The 15,429-nt window shown below is 32.5% G+C and carries 16 protein-coding genes; 8 read left to right on the top strand and 8 right to left on the bottom strand.

The window, feature by feature from the left end; genetic code table 11:
- From VK164_RS06725 to VK164_RS06695, 7 genes are all read left to right on the top strand, one after another.
- Positions 1-699 carry a DUF4290 domain-containing protein gene (locus VK164_RS06725; protein ID WP_324208620.1) on the top strand — a complete coding sequence of 233 codons (699 nt, stop codon included), beginning with the start codon at positions 1-3 and terminating at the stop codon, positions 697-699.
- A gap of 4 nt (positions 700-703) precedes the next feature.
- Positions 704-2,014, top strand: a complete 1,311-nt coding sequence (murA, locus tag VK164_RS06720; protein ID WP_324208619.1) for a UDP-N-acetylglucosamine 1-carboxyvinyltransferase — start codon at positions 704-706, stop codon at positions 2,012-2,014.
- A gap of 71 nt (positions 2,015-2,085) precedes the next feature.
- Positions 2,086-2,853, top strand: coding sequence for a sulfite exporter TauE/SafE family protein (locus tag VK164_RS06715; protein WP_324208618.1), 768 nt, complete (start codon positions 2,086-2,088; stop codon positions 2,851-2,853).
- Between the two features lie 100 nt (positions 2,854-2,953).
- Positions 2,954-4,807, top strand: coding sequence for a DNA mismatch repair endonuclease MutL (mutL, locus tag VK164_RS06710; protein ID WP_324208617.1), 1,854 nt, complete (start codon positions 2,954-2,956; stop codon positions 4,805-4,807).
- Positions 4,804-5,601 carry a rhomboid family intramembrane serine protease gene (locus tag VK164_RS06705; RefSeq protein ID WP_324208616.1) on the top strand — a complete coding sequence of 266 codons (798 nt, stop codon included), beginning with the start codon at positions 4,804-4,806 and terminating at the stop codon, positions 5,599-5,601. The genes mutL and VK164_RS06705 overlap by 4 nt, the downstream gene beginning before the upstream one ends.
- 109 nt (positions 5,602-5,710) lie before the next feature.
- A complete protein-coding gene (locus VK164_RS06700; protein WP_324208615.1) occupies positions 5,711-6,574 on the top strand; it encodes a rhomboid family intramembrane serine protease in 864 nt (287 codons plus the stop codon).
- Between the two features lies 1 nt (position 6,575).
- Positions 6,576-7,613, top strand: coding sequence for an endonuclease/exonuclease/phosphatase family protein (locus VK164_RS06695; RefSeq protein WP_324208614.1), 1,038 nt, complete (start codon positions 6,576-6,578; stop codon positions 7,611-7,613).
- Here the strand turns inward: VK164_RS06695 and VK164_RS06690 are convergent, their stop codons facing one another.
- The 8 genes from VK164_RS06690 to VK164_RS06655 form a co-directional block, all read right to left on the bottom strand.
- Positions 7,614-8,225 (bottom strand): WbqC family protein, encoded by a 612-nt coding sequence (locus VK164_RS06690; protein ID WP_324208613.1) that lies wholly within the window; start codon positions 8,223-8,225, stop codon positions 7,614-7,616.
- 33 nt (positions 8,226-8,258) lie between these two features.
- Positions 8,259-8,627, bottom strand: a complete 369-nt coding sequence (locus VK164_RS06685; protein WP_324208612.1) for a four helix bundle protein — start codon at positions 8,625-8,627, stop codon at positions 8,259-8,261.
- Between the two features lie 29 nt (positions 8,628-8,656).
- A complete protein-coding gene (lepB, locus tag VK164_RS06680; protein WP_324208611.1) occupies positions 8,657-10,219 on the bottom strand; it encodes a signal peptidase I in 1,563 nt (520 codons plus the stop codon).
- A 36-nt stretch (positions 10,220-10,255) separates the two neighbouring features.
- On the bottom strand, positions 10,256-10,963 hold the full coding sequence (gene dapB / locus VK164_RS06675) for a 4-hydroxy-tetrahydrodipicolinate reductase (protein ID WP_324208610.1): 708 nt from the start codon (positions 10,961-10,963) through the stop codon (positions 10,256-10,258).
- Positions 10,964-11,007: 44 nt separating this feature from the next.
- The gene (locus tag VK164_RS06670) at positions 11,008-11,571 is read right to left on the bottom strand and encodes a DUF5683 domain-containing protein (RefSeq protein WP_324208609.1); all 564 of its coding nucleotides are present in this window, start codon (positions 11,569-11,571) and stop codon (positions 11,008-11,010) included.
- Positions 11,571-12,470: a ParB/RepB/Spo0J family partition protein gene (locus VK164_RS06665; protein ID WP_324208608.1), complete on the bottom strand. Its 900-nt coding sequence runs from the start codon at positions 12,468-12,470 to the stop codon at positions 11,571-11,573. Before VK164_RS06665 ends, VK164_RS06670 begins: the two co-directional genes overlap by 1 nt.
- An 8-nt stretch (positions 12,471-12,478) precedes the next feature.
- Complete coding sequence (locus VK164_RS06660) at positions 12,479-13,243, bottom strand: ParA family protein (RefSeq protein ID WP_291264470.1); 765 nt, start codon at positions 13,241-13,243, stop codon at positions 12,479-12,481.
- A 429-nt stretch (positions 13,244-13,672) separates the two neighbouring features.
- Complete coding sequence (locus tag VK164_RS06655; RefSeq protein WP_324208607.1) at positions 13,673-14,800, bottom strand: methionine aminotransferase; 1,128 nt, start codon at positions 14,798-14,800, stop codon at positions 13,673-13,675.
- A 60-nt stretch (positions 14,801-14,860) separates the two neighbouring features.
- Here VK164_RS06655 and VK164_RS06650 point away from each other — a divergent pair, with 60 nt between their 5' ends.
- A complete protein-coding gene (locus VK164_RS06650) occupies positions 14,861-15,427 on the top strand; it encodes a hypothetical protein (protein ID WP_324208606.1) in 567 nt (188 codons plus the stop codon).
- Positions 15,428-15,429 lie beyond the last annotated feature (2 nt).

Below are 15,429 nucleotides of genomic sequence, written 5' to 3'. Positions count from 1 at the left end.
ATGATAGAAGAAGTAAGTTATTTAGAATATAATTCGCAACGCTCTCATTTAATTATTCCAGAGTATGGAAGGCATTTGCAAAAATTAATTGACCAAGCAACGGCAATTGAAGATAGAGAAGAACGAAACAAAGCTGCAAAATACATCATTTCTGTAATGGGGTCATTAAACCCTCATTTAAGAGATGTACCCGATTTTCAACACAAATTATGGGATCAGCTATTTATCATGTCTGATTTTAATTTAGAGGTAGATTCACCTTATCCTATTCCTTCAAAAGATATTCTAACACAAAAACCAGATCGATTAAAATATCCTCAAAACTTTCCAAAGTATCGTTTTTATGGAAATAACATCAAATACATGATTGATGTTGCTAACAGCTGGGAAGAAAGCGAATTAAAAAATGCATTAGTTCTAGTTATCGCTAATCACATGAAAAAATGCTATTTGAGTTGGAATAAAGATACAGTAACTGACGAAGTGATTTTTGAACATTTGTTCGAACTTTCGGGTGGTAAATTAAATCTTTCTAAATCAAATGAAGAACTTTCGAATACACATGATTTGATGAAAGTCAATAAAAAAGTGTCTAATAAAACTCAATTCAGTACAAATAAACCAGGAATTGTGAAGAAAAATAACAACAAAGGACACTTAAACAAAAACAATAAAAATACATTCAAAAAAAATAGTTAATTACATGGGAACATTTAAAATTGAAGGGGGCAAATCGTTAAAAGGAGAAATTACTCCTCAAGGTGCAAAAAATGAAGCTTTACAAGTTTTATGTCCTGTTTTACTAACTTCTGAAAAAGTAAGAGTTACCAATATTCCAGATATTATTGATGTTAATAAATTAATTACACTTTTAGGAAATTTAGGTGTAAAAATTCAAAAAAACGGTCCTGGCGATTATACATTTCAAGCAGATGAAGTCAATGTAAATTATCTAAAAACAGAAGCCTTTAAAAAAGAAGGCGGAAGTTTAAGAGGTTCCATCATGATTGTGGGACCATTATTAGCCCGTTTTGGTTGTGGTTATATTCCTAAACCTGGAGGAGATAAAATTGGTCGTCGTCGTTTAGATACACATTTTGAAGGTTTTATCAATCTTGGTGCTAAATTTAGATACGAAAGAGAAGACCATTTTTATGGTGTAGAAATTGACGGAAGACTACAAGGTTCTTACATGTTGTTAGATGAAGCTTCTGTAACTGGAACTGCAAATATTGTGATGGCAGCTGTTTTAGCAGAAGGAACCACTACAATTTACAATGCTGCTTGTGAACCATATTTACAGCAATTGTGTAAAATGCTAAACGCAATGGGAGCTAAAATCTCAGGGGTTGGGTCAAACTTATTAACTATTGAAGGAGTAGAAAGTTTAGGTGGTTGCGAACACAAGATTTTACCAGACATGGTTGAAATTGGTTCGTGGATTGGTCTTGCAGCCATGACAAGAAGTGAAATTACAATTAAAAACGTAAGTTGGGATAACTTAGGACAAATCCCAAACGTATTCAGAAAGTTAGGAATTACCTTAGAACGAAAAGGAGATGATATATATATTCCAGCTCACAAAGACGGGTATGAAATTAAAACCGATATCGATGGCTCTATCTTAACAATTTCTGATGCACCATGGCCTGGATTTACACCAGATTTATTGAGTATTGTATTAGTAGTTTGTACCCAAGCAAAAGGTGATGTGTTAATTCATCAAAAAATGTTTGAAAGCCGTTTGTTCTTTGTAGATAAATTAATCGATATGGGGGCAAAAATTATGTTGTGTGATCCACACAGAGCGGTAGTAATGGGACATAATTTCCAATCACAATTAAAAGCAACTACAATGAGTTCACCTGATATTAGAGCCGGAATTTCATTATTAATTGCCGCTTTAACAGCAAAAGGAACTTCAACCATTCAAAATATTGAACAAATAGATAGAGGTTATGAGCGCATTGATGAAAGACTTCGCGCTATCGGAGCTAATATCGTAAGAGTATAAATTCAGTTTTCAGTTTTCAGTCGCAGTAAGTAGTTTTACTGTGACTGAAAACTGTGACTGAAAACTAAAAAATGGAAACCTACACCATCCTTTTTCTTTGTATTGCTTCTTTCGTAGCAGGTTTTATTGATGCCATTGTTGGTGGCGGTGGCTTAATTCAAACACCAGCAGCTTTGATTTTATTGCCTAATGTTCCTGTTGCTTCCATTATTGGAACCCTAAAAATTCCTGGCTTCAGTGGTACTAGTATAGCTACCTACCAATATTTAAAAAGGGTAAATGTCAATTGGAAATTATTTGCCGTTATGGCTTTGGTGTCTTTCACATTTGCCTATTTAGGGTCTAGTTTGTTGAATGTGATGCAAAACGATTTCATGAAACCCTTACTCTTTGCAATACTAATATTGTTATTACTTTACACTTATTTAAAAAAAGATTTTGGACAATATCAATCTAATAAATTAAGTAGCAAACAACACTATTTTTATGCCATACTTATAAGCATCGTGCTCGGATTTTATGACGGATTTATTGGTCCTGGAACAGGAAGTCTATTAATTATGGCATTCATCGCTTTCTTAGGATTCGATTTTTTACAAGCCTCTGCCAATGCAAAATTAGTAAACCTTGCTACAAACTTTGGTTCCATAACCCTATTTGTGTTAAAAGGGAAAATCATTTGGGCAGTTGCAATCCCTATGGCAATTTGTAATGCCACAGGCTCTTGGTTAGGAGCAAGATTAGCCATTTCAAAAGGAAACGGATTTATACGTGTATTCTTTTTAATCATTGTAAGCATTGCTTTGTTGCGTTTTGGTTATGACGTGTTTATAAAATAAATTAAAATTCTAACAAACTGTTTTGATTTTTTTATAATTTAACCATTTATAATTCATTATTTTTGCAGGAAACAGATTATTTACAGAGAAAAAAATAGAAATGGCCGCTAGTATTATCCAACTTTTACCCGATCATGTTGCCAATCAAATTGCTGCAGGAGAAGTCGTTCAACGTCCAGCTTCTGTAGTAAAAGAATTGTTAGAAAACGCAGTCGATGCCAAAGCTTCTGATATTAAATTAATTGTAAAAGAAGCTGGAAAAACATTAGTACAGGTCATTGACAATGGATTAGGTATGAATACAACCGATGCACGCTTGTGTTTTGAGCGTCATGCCACTTCAAAAATTCGTCAGGCGGAAGATTTATTTGATTTACATACCAAAGGTTTTCGGGGAGAAGCATTAGCTTCTATTGCCGCAATTGCACACGTGGAAATGAAAACCAAGCAAGACCAAGAAGAATTAGGTAATCTTATCATTATTGAAGGAAGTAAATTAATCAAGCAAGACATAGCAGTTTTACCCAAAGGAACTTCGTTTGCAGTGAAAAACTTGTTTTTTAATATACCAGCTAGACGAAATTTCCTAAAATCGGAAACCGTTGAATTTCGACACGTAATGGATGAATTTCAGCGCGTTGCAATGGCACATCCTTCCATTTCATTTACCTTGATCCACAATGGTAGTGAATTGTATAATTTGCCGAGTTCCAATTATCGCCAACGCATTGTGAATATTTTTGGTGGAAAAACCAATGAAAAATTAGTACCTGTTTCTGAAGAAACGGAGTTAATCAATATTACAGGATTTGTAGGAAAACCCGAGTTTGCCAAAAAGAGTAGAGGGGAACAGTTCTTCTTTGTAAATGATAGATATATCAAAAGTGCCTATTTGCATCACGCTATTATGAGTGCCTATGATGGCTTGTTAAAAGAAGGAAACCAACCGAGTTATTTCTTGTATTTGCAAGTGCCTCCTCACACTATTGATATCAATATTCATCCTACTAAAACAGAAATTAAGTTTGACGACGAACAGTCGTTATACGCCATTTTGCGTTCGGCAGTAAAACATAGTTTGGGGCAGTTTAATGTAGCACCTGTTTTAGATTTTGAACGCGATGCAAACTTAGATACACCCTACCAATACAAAGATAAAGTAGCCGATTTTCCAACCATTCAAGTGGATTCAGGATTTAATCCGTTTGCTACTGACAAGCCTTCTAAAGCATTGTCTTCTTTTGGGAGTTATAAAAAGGAAACCAATACTGCTAATTGGGAAAGTTTGTATGTTGGACTCAAACAAGATACTGAAGAAATCGACTCGCTTTCTTTTGAAAGTGAAGAAGTAATAGGGAAATTATTTGAGGAGGAAGCACTGGAAACCAATGCCAATACTACGTATCAAATACATAAAAAATATATTGTAAGCGCTATCAAATCGGGCATGCTTGTCATCGATCAAGGAAGAGCACATCAACGTGTTTTGTATGAACAGTTTTTGACCAATATTACGGTTCAAAAAGCAGCTAGCCAGCAATTATTGTTTCCATTAGAATTGTATTTTTCTACAGATGAAATGCAATTGGTACAAGAATTACAGCCCACGTTAGAAAACACTGGATTTGTTTTTGACACATTTAATACAGATTCGGTTCAAATTTCGGGTTTACCTATTGCAATGGCTGAAAGCGAAGTTTCAATTGTATTGGAAGAATTAATAAGCAATTTGCAAAACGAAATTCCAGAAAGCAGTTTTTCGCAAAGCGATAGCATTGCCAAATCGATGGCAAAAAGTTTAGCTGTAAAAACGGGAACCTATTTATCCGAAAAGGAACAAGAAAACCTGGTAAATTCTTTATTTGCTTGTAAAGAACCAAATGTTTCACCTTTTCAAAAACCTACATTCATTACCATAACGGTAGAAGATTTAGATAAAAGATTTGCTATATGATGAACATGACCGATACTGTAAAACAGTTATTAATATTAAATGTTTTATTTTTTGTAGGTGCTTTTTTTGTGCCTCAAGCAACTGATTTATTAGCCTTACATTATTTTGAAAGCGATGGTTTTAAATTATGGCAACCAATTACCCATATGTTTATGCATGGTGGTTTAATGCATATTTTCTTTAATATGTTTGCATTGGTGTCATTTGGTAGTGCGTTAGAGCATTTTTGGGGACCTAAAAAGTTTTTATTCTTTTATTTTTCATGCGGAATTGGAGCAGCTTTAATTCATTCTGGAGTGAATTATTATGAAATACATTCTTTATTAAATGAACTTTCTAGTTTATCTGTTTCAACTGCTGATATGCACACAATGTTAAATGCAGATATGACAGATGGAAATACTTTTAGATCAGATTTATTATATGAGTCAACTAAACACTTACTTGAAAAATATAATTTTAGTAGCGATAATTTTTCAATATTATATGAAGTAGCACGTAGTAATCAAGCAATTTCAGTAGGTGCCTCTGGAGCCATATATGGTTTATTAGTAGCTTTTGCTTTTATGTTTCCTAATGCCGAACTAGCCTTGATGTTTATTCCAGTACCTATTAAAGCTAAATTTTTTGTACCAGCTATTGTATTGTTAGATTTATTTTCAGGTGTAACGGGATATAGTATTTTTGGTGGTGGAATTGCACATTTTGCACACGTAGGTGGAGCATTGGTTGGTTTTATTATGATGTGGTATTGGAAAAAAAATCAATTCAATCATAACCGCTGGGATAGGTAAGGGTGTTCAGTTGGCAGTCGCAGCGTTCAGTTTGTTATGCCAAACTCATATTATAGAAGTATTTTGCAATTAAGCTTGAACTTGAGCTTGAGCTTGAAAAATTTAGATTATGAATATTTTAGACGATTTAAAATTACAATATAGAACAGGAGGTATGGTGCAAAAGTTAATCTTTTGGAACACAGGTCTTTTTGTAGTGTTCTCCCTTTTAGAAGTCGTTTTAAAGTTTTCTAATGTTGCTTTTCATTATTTTGATTTCGTTGCTTTATCTTCAAATACATCAGAGTTTTTAGCCAAACCGTGGGCCTTAGTTACCTTTAACTTTTTTCATGCAACCATTTTTCATTTGATTTTTAATTTATTAGTACTGCATTTTTCAGGAAGATTATTCAATACTTATTTTACCGATAAACAGTTGCTTGGTGTTTATTTACTTGGTGGAATATGCTCTGGATTAACCTTTGTTTCGATGTATTTTATCATAGAAAAAACATCGTTATTAGTAGGTGCAAGTGGTGCTATTATGGCGTTGTTAATTGCAACAACTGTTTATGCGCCTTTTATGTTGCTGCGAATCCCTCTGATTGGAATAGTCAAACTTTGGCACATAGCTTTCGTAATTCTTGTTGTAGATTTAATACAACTACCACTAGAAAATACTGGCGGACATATTGCCCATTTGGGTGGAGCACTTTTTGGGTTTGTTTATATTAAGTTTTTAAAATTAGGTACCGATTTAACAAAACCTGTTTCAGCCCTTTTTGATGCGATTGCAAATGTTTTTAAACCAAGTAAGAAAACACCATTTAAAAAAGTACATCGAAATACCACAAAAAAAACCGTAAATTCGTTTCAACAGAATAAAGATTTTACCCAAAAACAAATTGATGAAATTTTGGATAAAATCAGTAAATCGGGTTATGATAGTTTAACAAAAGAAGAAAAAGAATTCTTGTTTAAAGCAGGTAAATAAAATGCAAAAGCAAAGCTGGTTAAGTAAAATAATGTTTTTTTTTAATATAGTACTTACTGTAGCTACTTTTGTTGCCTATTCATTGCCTTTTTTGGCACCAAAAGCTTTTCCGTTTTTGAGCGTACTGACGCTAATACTTCCATTTTTTTTATTGCTTAATTTTCTGTTTTTTGTGTATTGGCTATTGCAATTAAAAAGACAAATGCTGCTTTCTGGAATGGTATTGTTGCTCGGAATTTCTTTTTTACACCGCTTTTACAAGTTCTCAGAAACCAATTTACCTAATGAAGAAACCGATTTTAAATTGATGAGCTACAACGTTCGTTTATTTAACTTATATGAATGGTTACCTAATGATGATGTGCCTTATCAAATTTCGAATTTATTGTTAGACGAACAACCTGATATTTTATGTTTGCAAGATTATTCACCCAATGATGACGTAAATGTGAATATGTATAAATATAAATTAATCAAACTAGAAGGTGACCGATTAAAATTTGGCCAAGCAATTTATTCAAAATATAAGATTGTGAATTCTGGTGAAATTGAGTTTCCAAATTCGTTCAATAGTGTCATTTATGCAGATATTTTAAAAGATAAAGATACTTTACGTGTTTATAGTATGCATTTAGAATCGGTTAAAATCAGTGCCGATATCAATGAAGAAATGGATGAAAAACGTTCAAAGTTTATTTTTAAGAACATTAGTAAAGCCTTTAGCCAACAACAACATCAATCAGAATTAATTAAAGAGCATTATTTATCGTGCCATCATCCTAAAATCATTTGTGGTGATATGAATAATAGTGCATTTTCTTATGTGTATCGAACAATTAGAGGTGATTTAAAAGATGCTTTTGAAGAAGCAGGATCTGGTTTTGGAAAATCATATAACTACAAATATTATCCTGCTAGAATTGACTATATTTTTGTAGAAAAAAATATTGAAGTCAAAGAGTTTTCTTCACTAGATTATTTTATTCAGAGCGACCATTTTCCACAATTAGCCCGACTAAAAATCAAAGAGAAAGAATAATTATAATTGCTGATTTTTTAAATAATCAACCGCATACCTACCTTCATTAAATAACAAATCTAAAATGCTTAAGTTGTTTAAGAAACCATGTTTCTCATTAAAAACCTGAGTATATTCTTCAATTTGTGTGGTGTCTTTTTTACCATTTGCTAGAGAGCGATAATCGATGTAGTCTCTAACATCGTGAAAGTATTCAGTTGTTTTTTGTGCTTCAATTTTAATGCCTAACGAACTATTAATAAGTTCAAATATCTCAAAATTTAAGTCCATAATAAATTCTTGTTTCTTCTCAAAAAGTGGACGAAAATCATCTTCAAAATATTCAAAAAAAGGTGAAGTTCTATAAGCTGCTTCTAACGATTTGAAATGATTCTTTTGCCAATCAAAATCGTTTTCAATCTTAACGTCTTTGTATTTTTGGTGTTTATCTTTGCTATGTTTTATGGGAACATTTAATAATTGCACTCCATTAGGACTATAAATATACATTCTGTTTCTATTGGTTTGCTTTTGAAAGTTGTCTTCCATTTCAAATGTAACACTTTCAGCTTGAACCATGGCAATATAGTGGCTGATAGATGGGAAATAGGTGGGATGTATAAGAATGTTCATTAGAAATGTTGAATTGTTTAATCGTTAAATTGTTTAGTTTTTATCTTTTAGAATATAGTTTCTTAAGGAATTCAATTTATTAGTAATACTATTTATTTGATTTCTACAATTAATATAGTTTGTTTCATCTATATAATCTAATTCAAAAGAAAGTATTAATTGATTTAAAACTTCCATTGTTGAACTATAAGACATAGAAATAAAATGTGCTTTATCTTTATCTGAAATTCTCGAAGTTCCTTCCGCAATATTTGAACAAATGGAAACGGAAGCTCTTCTTAATTGAGAAACAAGTCCAAATTTTTCACAATCAGGAAAAGATATAGTTAAATTATAAATTGTTTTTGTTAACTCTTTTGATTCAATCCAAACATCTAATTTTTCAAATGAAAATTTATGCATTCCTTTTAAACAATTAAACGGTTTAACAATTAAACATTATTCTCTTCTTCTTTCTTCTTCTTTTTATTTCTGAAATAATCAAAAGCAAAATATCCTGCTAAAGCAATTAAGAAATATTTAAAATAAGATTGTGGTTGACCTGTTCCACTAACAGTAGTGAATAATCTATCCCAACGGATGCTCCAGTTTTTAATGCCATCATTAATACCATCAATACTCATCCAAATAAAGATAGGTTTTCCAACTATATGATCAGCTGGAACAAATCCCCAATAACGTGAATCTAAAGAGTTATGACGGTTGTCACCCATCATCCAATAGTAATCTTGCTCAAATGTATATGAAGTAGCTATTTTACCATCAATTCTGATTTCATCACCTGTTACTTTTAAGTCTTTACCTTCATAATCACTAATTATTTTTTTATAAAAAGGTAAGGTTTCTTTATTTAGTTCAACTGATTTTCCCGCTTCAGGAATATAAATTGGACCTAAATTATCAACATTCCAATTTTTTGTACCAGGGAAAATTGTTTTATCAGTTTCTTTGTGGATTATGCGTTCTACTTTTGTAATTCCAGGAACATTTTTAATTCGCTCTACAGATTCATTTGGTAAAGCACTAAAAATTAAAGTATCATTAGCTATTTGACCAAAGCCATCGGTAATGTGTAATTCTTTTGCTAAGTAATCTAAGTTTACTTGTGTCTTTCCGTCCCAAGCTACTTTGTATGAATATTGAGGTTTAGCTCTTTCAGGAAGTATTGATTCTTTCCCATTAATGAAAATTATACCGTCTTTTATTTCTATCTTATCACCAGGAATTGCGGTACAGCGTTTTACATAATTGGTTTTCTTGTCAATTGGTTTGTCGTATCTCTTGTCAGCAGCTTTGTACATGTGGTATAAAGTATCTGCTGGCCAGTTAAAAACTACAATATCATTGCGTTCTATTTTTTGTAAGGCTGGAAATCTAAAATAGGGCAGTTGTGGTTTAGCTGCATACGATTTTACTTTTACAAACGGTAAAGTATCGTGAACCATTGGTGCAGCAATTGGTGTCATAGGAGTTCTAGCACCATAATGAAATTTACTTACAAATAAGAAATCACCCACCAATAATGATTTTTCCAAAGAAGAAGTTGGAATCGTAAAAGGTTGAATGAAATAGGTGTGTACTAAAGTGGCTACTATAATGGCAAACGACAATGAACCAAGCGTATCCATTGTTTTGTTTGGTGCTTTTAAGTCACGCTTTTCATGATACGTTACTTCTTGCGTGTAATTAACATAGGCAATATAAAAACCTAATGTAAACACACCTAAAAGCATGTCGGTAGTTGATTTTTTACCAAAAGTTCTCAGTGTTTCAATCCAAATAATCGGAAACAAAAACAAATTGATAACAGGAATGAATAGCAATAATATCCAATATTTTGGACGATTAATCATTTGCATCAAAACAATTCCGTTATATACTGGAATGAATGCTTCCCATGCTTTTCTACCCGCTTTTACATATAATTTCCAAGTTCCAATTCCATGAATTAATTGAACTAATAAGATAAAAAGTAACCAACCAGATATTTCCATTTTTAATATCGTTTAATTGTTAAATTGTATAATTGTTTATTTTGAGTTAAACCCCAAAACATCTTTCATAGTGAAAACACCTTTTTTGCCAATTAGCCATTCAGCAGCAATTACGGCTCCTAAAGCAAATCCTTCTCTGCTGTGAGCGGTGTGTTTGATTTCTATTTGATCTACTTCACTATCATAAAAAATGCTGTGCGTTCCGGGGATATTTTCAATACGTTTTGCTTCGATATGTATTTCGTTGCTAATAGGGGTTTCTAATGTCCAATTAGCATAATCAGTATGTTTGATAACGCCTTCAGCCAGTGTGATAGCTGTTCCGCTTGGTGCATCTAGTTTTTGTGTATGATGAATTTCTTCCATTGAAACTTTATATTGTTTCAAATTTGCCATCATTTTTGCTAAATATTCATTCAATTCAAAAAATACATTTACACCTAAACTGAAGTTAGAACCATAAATGAAACTTCCATTTTTAGCTAGGCACAAAGTTTCCATTTTTGGATAGTTAGCTAACCAACCTGTTGTTCCAGAAATAATAGGGATTCCACTATTTAAACATTCTGAAATATTAGCGACTGCACTATCTGGTACACTAAAATCAATGGCAACATCGGCATTTTCTAATCCGTTAAATGAAGAATTATGGTCTTTTCTTAATACTATTTCATGACCGCGTTCTAAAGCTATTCGTTCAATAACTTTTCCCATTTTTCCGTAACCTAAAAGTGCTATTTTCATAATGAATTAGTTGGATTTTTAAGAAATTGTTACCCAATTTTTTGTTAAAAATTATAGGTAAGTGTTAAGCCATAATTGTATTTATAATCCAATTCATTTTGGTTCAAATCAGGTTTAACGGATAAATTGTCGTTTACATTGAATTGCATTAAGTGTGCATCAACATTGGCATCAACAATATTTAAGATATAAATTCCAGCAGTGATTAATGCTGATAAATCTCTATTTCTTTGGTGAAATTTTTGACCTCTTATTAATTTATCATTTGTAAAATCACCATAAGTTGGGTCTGCATCACCTAGAGAAGTTCCATCTAAACGTTTTTTATATTCATCTCTAAAGCCGTGATATTTTTTTTGGTTCCATGCATAAGAATAAATTCCAACACCTAATCCAATATATACAATCGGAATTTTCCAATACTTTTTGTTATAAGCTTGTCCTAATCCCGGAACCAAAGCAGAATAAAAAGCTGCTTTTGCAGGAGCATTTGGATTGATAAATGTTTTTACAGTATCAGCAGGGCGCAATGACATTTCTTCCTGTGCATTTCCTTGAAAACTCAAAAAAAGACAGGCTAGTATTACTATGTAACGAAGAACTCTCACTAAGAATTAATTAATTTTAAAATACGATTAAAATCTTCCTCTGAATGGAACGGAATAGTAATTTTCCCTTTCCCATTACCAGCTACTTTAACGTCAACTTTAGTTCCGAAATAATTTGCAAATACTTTTTTCTCATCTTCTTTGATGTCAAATGAGTTACCTTTTGCAGGTTTTGCCGTTTTTGGTTTTAAACTATCTTGGTAATTTTTAACCAATGCCTCTGTTTCTCTTACGGAAAGATTTTGCGTTACCACTTTATGATAAATATCGCTTTGAACATCTTGATTTTCAATGTTAATCAACGCTCTTCCGTGTCCCATTGATATAAATCCATCTCTCATTCCAGTTTGAATAATTGGGTCTAATTTCAACAAACGCAAATAATTGGTAATAGTTGAACGTTTCTTACCTACGCGCTCGCTCAATTCTTCTTGTGTTAAATTGATTTCTTCGATTAAACGTTGGTACGAAATAGCGACCTCAATTGGATCTAAATCATGACGTTGAATGTTTTCCACCAATGCCATAACCAATGATTCATTATCATTAGCTAAACGAATGTAAGCCGGAATTGTTTTTAATCCGATTAATTTTGAAGCTCGCAAACGACGCTCTCCTGAAATTAATTGGTAGTTATTGAAATCTAATTTTCTAACAGTAATGGGTTGAATTACACCTAATTCTTTAATCGATTTGGCTAATTCTTGTAAAGTTTCTTCGTTGAAATTTGTTCTCGGTTGAAACGGATTAATTTCAATCGATTCAATATCTAATTCAATAATATTTCCTACTACTTTATCAGCATTTTTATCCTCAACCGATTTAATATCGTTTTCAGGATCTTTTAATAAAGCTGATAATCCTCTTCCTAAGGCTTGTTTTTTTACCGCTTTTGTCATCTTCTCTATTATTGATTTTTCTTAATAATTTCTTCCGCCAGGTTCAAATAATTAGTCGCTCCTTTACTCGTTGCGTCATAATTAATAATGCTTTCGCCAAAACTTGGAGCTTCACTTAACTTGATATTTCTCTGAATAATAGTTTCAAATACCATATCGTTGAAGTGTTTTTGTACTTCTTCAACTACTTGATTTGATAAACGCAAACGAGAATCATACATAGTTAAGAGCAATCCTTCAATATCTAAATTAGGATTGTGAATTTTTTGTACACTTTTAATGGTGTTTAATAATTTTCCTAACCCTTCTAATGCAAAATATTCGCACTGAATTGGAATTACCACGCTATCCGCAGCTGTCAATGCATTTAATGTTAATAACCCTAAAGAAGGAGCACAGTCAATTAATATATAATCGTATTTATCTTTTACACTTTCCAATGCTGTTTTTAGCATGTACTCGCGATTTTCTTTGTCTACTAATTCAATTTCGATAGCCACCAAGTCAATATGAGCTGGAATCACCGAAACATTTGGTGCCGAACAAGAAACGGTTGCCTCTTCAGGTGTTGCGCTATGTTCTAGAACTTGATACGAACCAATTTCCACACTTTCCACATCAATTCCTAAACCCGAACTGGCGTTAGCCTGTGGATCTGCATCGATTAAAAGCACTTTTTTTTCTAAAACACCAAGAGAAGCTGCTAAGTTAACTGAAGTAGTTGTTTTTCCTACACCACCTTTTTGATTGGCAATTGCAATGATTTTACCCATTTGATTGTTAAAAATTTTAAGTGGTAAAAATACAATTATTTATGGTTTTTTCAAGGCAATTTTGTTAACAATGGGTTAAAGTCTTATATAACTGATTTAGAATTAGAAAAATAACCAAATAAAAATATTTTTGAATGTATTAGTACTGCCTTTTTTAGTCTTTATTTGTGCCGTTTTATTACGATTAATCTTGAAGTTATTAAGAATAAAAAAACACGAAAAAAATTCGTGTTTCTTAAAATTTTTAATCACGTTTTGGCGTGTTTTTCTTATTGCGTTTGTCTTCTTTTTTCTCTTTTGCGGTTTTCAAAGGTTCCTTTTTTGAAGTTTTCTTTGCGTCTTGACTTTTTGCCATAATAGATTAGTTTTTAGTAAATATAAACTAAAAAGAGATACCAAAAGTGTATAGGGCTTATATGTTTTTAAAAATTAAATTTGAATCAACTTTTGAGCCGCCGCAATTAAGGTTTCATCCGTTTTGGCAAAACAAAAACGAAGCATGTGTCTATCCGTAGCATCATTATAAAAAACTGAAATCGGAATGGAAGCCACACCATGATTTACTATCAATTCTTTAGCAAAATCCACATCGTTTTTATTCGAAATTTGGTTGTAATTCACCACTTGAAAATACGTTCCATCACAAGGCATTAACTCAAAACGACTGCTTTTGATCAGGTTTTGAAACAAATCCCGTTTGCGTTGGTACATTTTGGAAACTTCACTAAAATCAACCACATCCAAGTATTCCGAAATAGCGTGTTGTGAAAAACTATTCACACTAAACACCAAAAACTGATGCACTTTCTTCATTTCGAACATTAGATTTTCAGGCGCAATTAAATAACCCACTTTCCAACCCGTAACATGCAACGATTTTCCAAAAGAAGATGCAATAATAGTTCGCTCTACTAATTTTGGACGTGTATTAAACGAAATATGCGGTTGTGAAAACGTAATGTATTCGTATACTTCGTCTCCCAAAATAAGAATTTGAGGATGTTTTTCTAAAATGGTTTCTAAAGCTTCAAAATCTTGTTCGGTCCAAATTCTCCCTGTAGGATTATGTGGATTATTAATGACAATCATTTTGGTTTTATGTGAAATCGCGCTTTCAATTCGGTTGAAATTCGGCGTGTAATCATCGTTTAATGAAACACGTACGGGTTTTCCACCAGCAACTAAAACCGAAGGTTCGTAACTGTCATAACTTGGGTCTAAAATCAACACTTCATCTCCCTGATTTACAAACGTATTAATTGCAGTAAAAACGCCTTGTGTAGCGCCAGCGGTAATCAATAGTTCAGTTGTGGTATTGACTTTTCTGCCGTATTGTTTTAACGTTTGATTCGCAATTTTTTCCAATAACGAAGGTAAACCTGCCATTGGTGTATATTGGTGAATGTTCGAACGAATTAAGCGTTCCGAAATTTGCAACAAACGTTCATCTTCAGGGAAATTTGGAAATCCTTGCGATAAATTAATAGCTCCGTGCTCGTTCGCTAATTGCGACATTACAGAGAAAATACTGGTGGTGATATTAGGTAGTTTTGACATGTTACAAATTTAGGAAACTAAGATAGATTTCTTTTACTTTGTATTTCAAAAAATTGCACATTGAAGATAATCATCCTAACCCCAATGGAAATTGAGCGAGAAAAAGTCCTAAACGCTTTAGATCGAATTTCCAATTTGAATCATACGTACGAAGTAATCGTTTCTGGAATTGGTCGTGAAAGTACGGCTAAGGCGATGATGCAAATGCCACCACACGATATTTGTGTGTTAATGGGTTTTGCTGCTGTAGTTGGAAAAGAAGCTCATTTACCCGATTATTTGCATTTAGGTAAACCTATCGAAATTACCAATGCTTCGCTATACGGTTACGAAGGCGGCTTGTTTGAAAACGGAAAACCCATTATCACCGAAAAGCCAAAGCTAAATTTACCTTGTTTGTCTTCTTTAACTTCAGATAAGTTTGTAAGAACAACCGATTTAGCCGAAAAAACGGTTGTAAATATGGAAGATTACACGTTTAAATATTTGAAAAAACCACAAGATTTTATCGTGCGCATCATCTCCGATTTTTTACCTCACGAAACCGAAATTGACTTTTTTGAAGAAGTGAAAAGTATTGATTTTTTAGAGGGTGTTATAGTGATTGATTCTTGTTGTGAATATTAAAT

Source organism: Flavobacterium sp., from assembly GCF_035299005.1.
Classification (GTDB): Bacteria; Bacteroidota; Bacteroidia; order Flavobacteriales; family Flavobacteriaceae; genus Flavobacterium.
Note: the sequence above shows the minus strand (reverse complement) of the source record. Positions and strands in the feature narration are given on the sequence as shown.

Bases quoted from the DNA above. Each gene is read 5' to 3' on its own strand.
- VK164_RS06725 (WP_324208620.1), top strand. From the start codon at position 1: ATGATAGAAGAAGTAAGTTATTTAGAATATAATTCGCAACGCTCTCAT.
- murA (WP_324208619.1), top strand. From the start codon at position 704: ATGGGAACATTTAAAATTGAAGGGGGCAAATCGTTAAAAGGAGAAATT.
- VK164_RS06715 (WP_324208618.1), top strand. From the start codon at position 2,086: ATGGAAACCTACACCATCCTTTTTCTTTGTATTGCTTCTTTCGTAGCA.
- mutL (WP_324208617.1), top strand. From the start codon at position 2,954: ATGGCCGCTAGTATTATCCAACTTTTACCCGATCATGTTGCCAATCAA.
- VK164_RS06705 (WP_324208616.1), top strand. From the start codon at position 4,804: ATGATGAACATGACCGATACTGTAAAACAGTTATTAATATTAAATGTT.
- VK164_RS06700 (WP_324208615.1), top strand. From the start codon at position 5,711: ATGAATATTTTAGACGATTTAAAATTACAATATAGAACAGGAGGTATG.
- VK164_RS06695 (WP_324208614.1), top strand. From the start codon at position 6,576: ATGCAAAAGCAAAGCTGGTTAAGTAAAATAATGTTTTTTTTTAATATA.
- VK164_RS06690 (WP_324208613.1), bottom strand. From the start codon at position 8,225: ATGAACATTCTTATACATCCCACCTATTTCCCATCTATCAGCCACTAT.
- VK164_RS06685 (WP_324208612.1), bottom strand. From the start codon at position 8,627: ATGCATAAATTTTCATTTGAAAAATTAGATGTTTGGATTGAATCAAAA.
- lepB (WP_324208611.1), bottom strand. From the start codon at position 10,219: ATGGAAATATCTGGTTGGTTACTTTTTATCTTATTAGTTCAATTAATT.
- dapB (WP_324208610.1), bottom strand. From the start codon at position 10,963: ATGAAAATAGCACTTTTAGGTTACGGAAAAATGGGAAAAGTTATTGAA.
- VK164_RS06665 (WP_324208608.1), bottom strand. From the start codon at position 12,470: ATGACAAAAGCGGTAAAAAAACAAGCCTTAGGAAGAGGATTATCAGCT.
- VK164_RS06660 (WP_291264470.1), bottom strand. From the start codon at position 13,243: ATGGGTAAAATCATTGCAATTGCCAATCAAAAAGGTGGTGTAGGAAAA.
- VK164_RS06655 (WP_324208607.1), bottom strand. From the start codon at position 14,800: ATGTCAAAACTACCTAATATCACCACCAGTATTTTCTCTGTAATGTCG.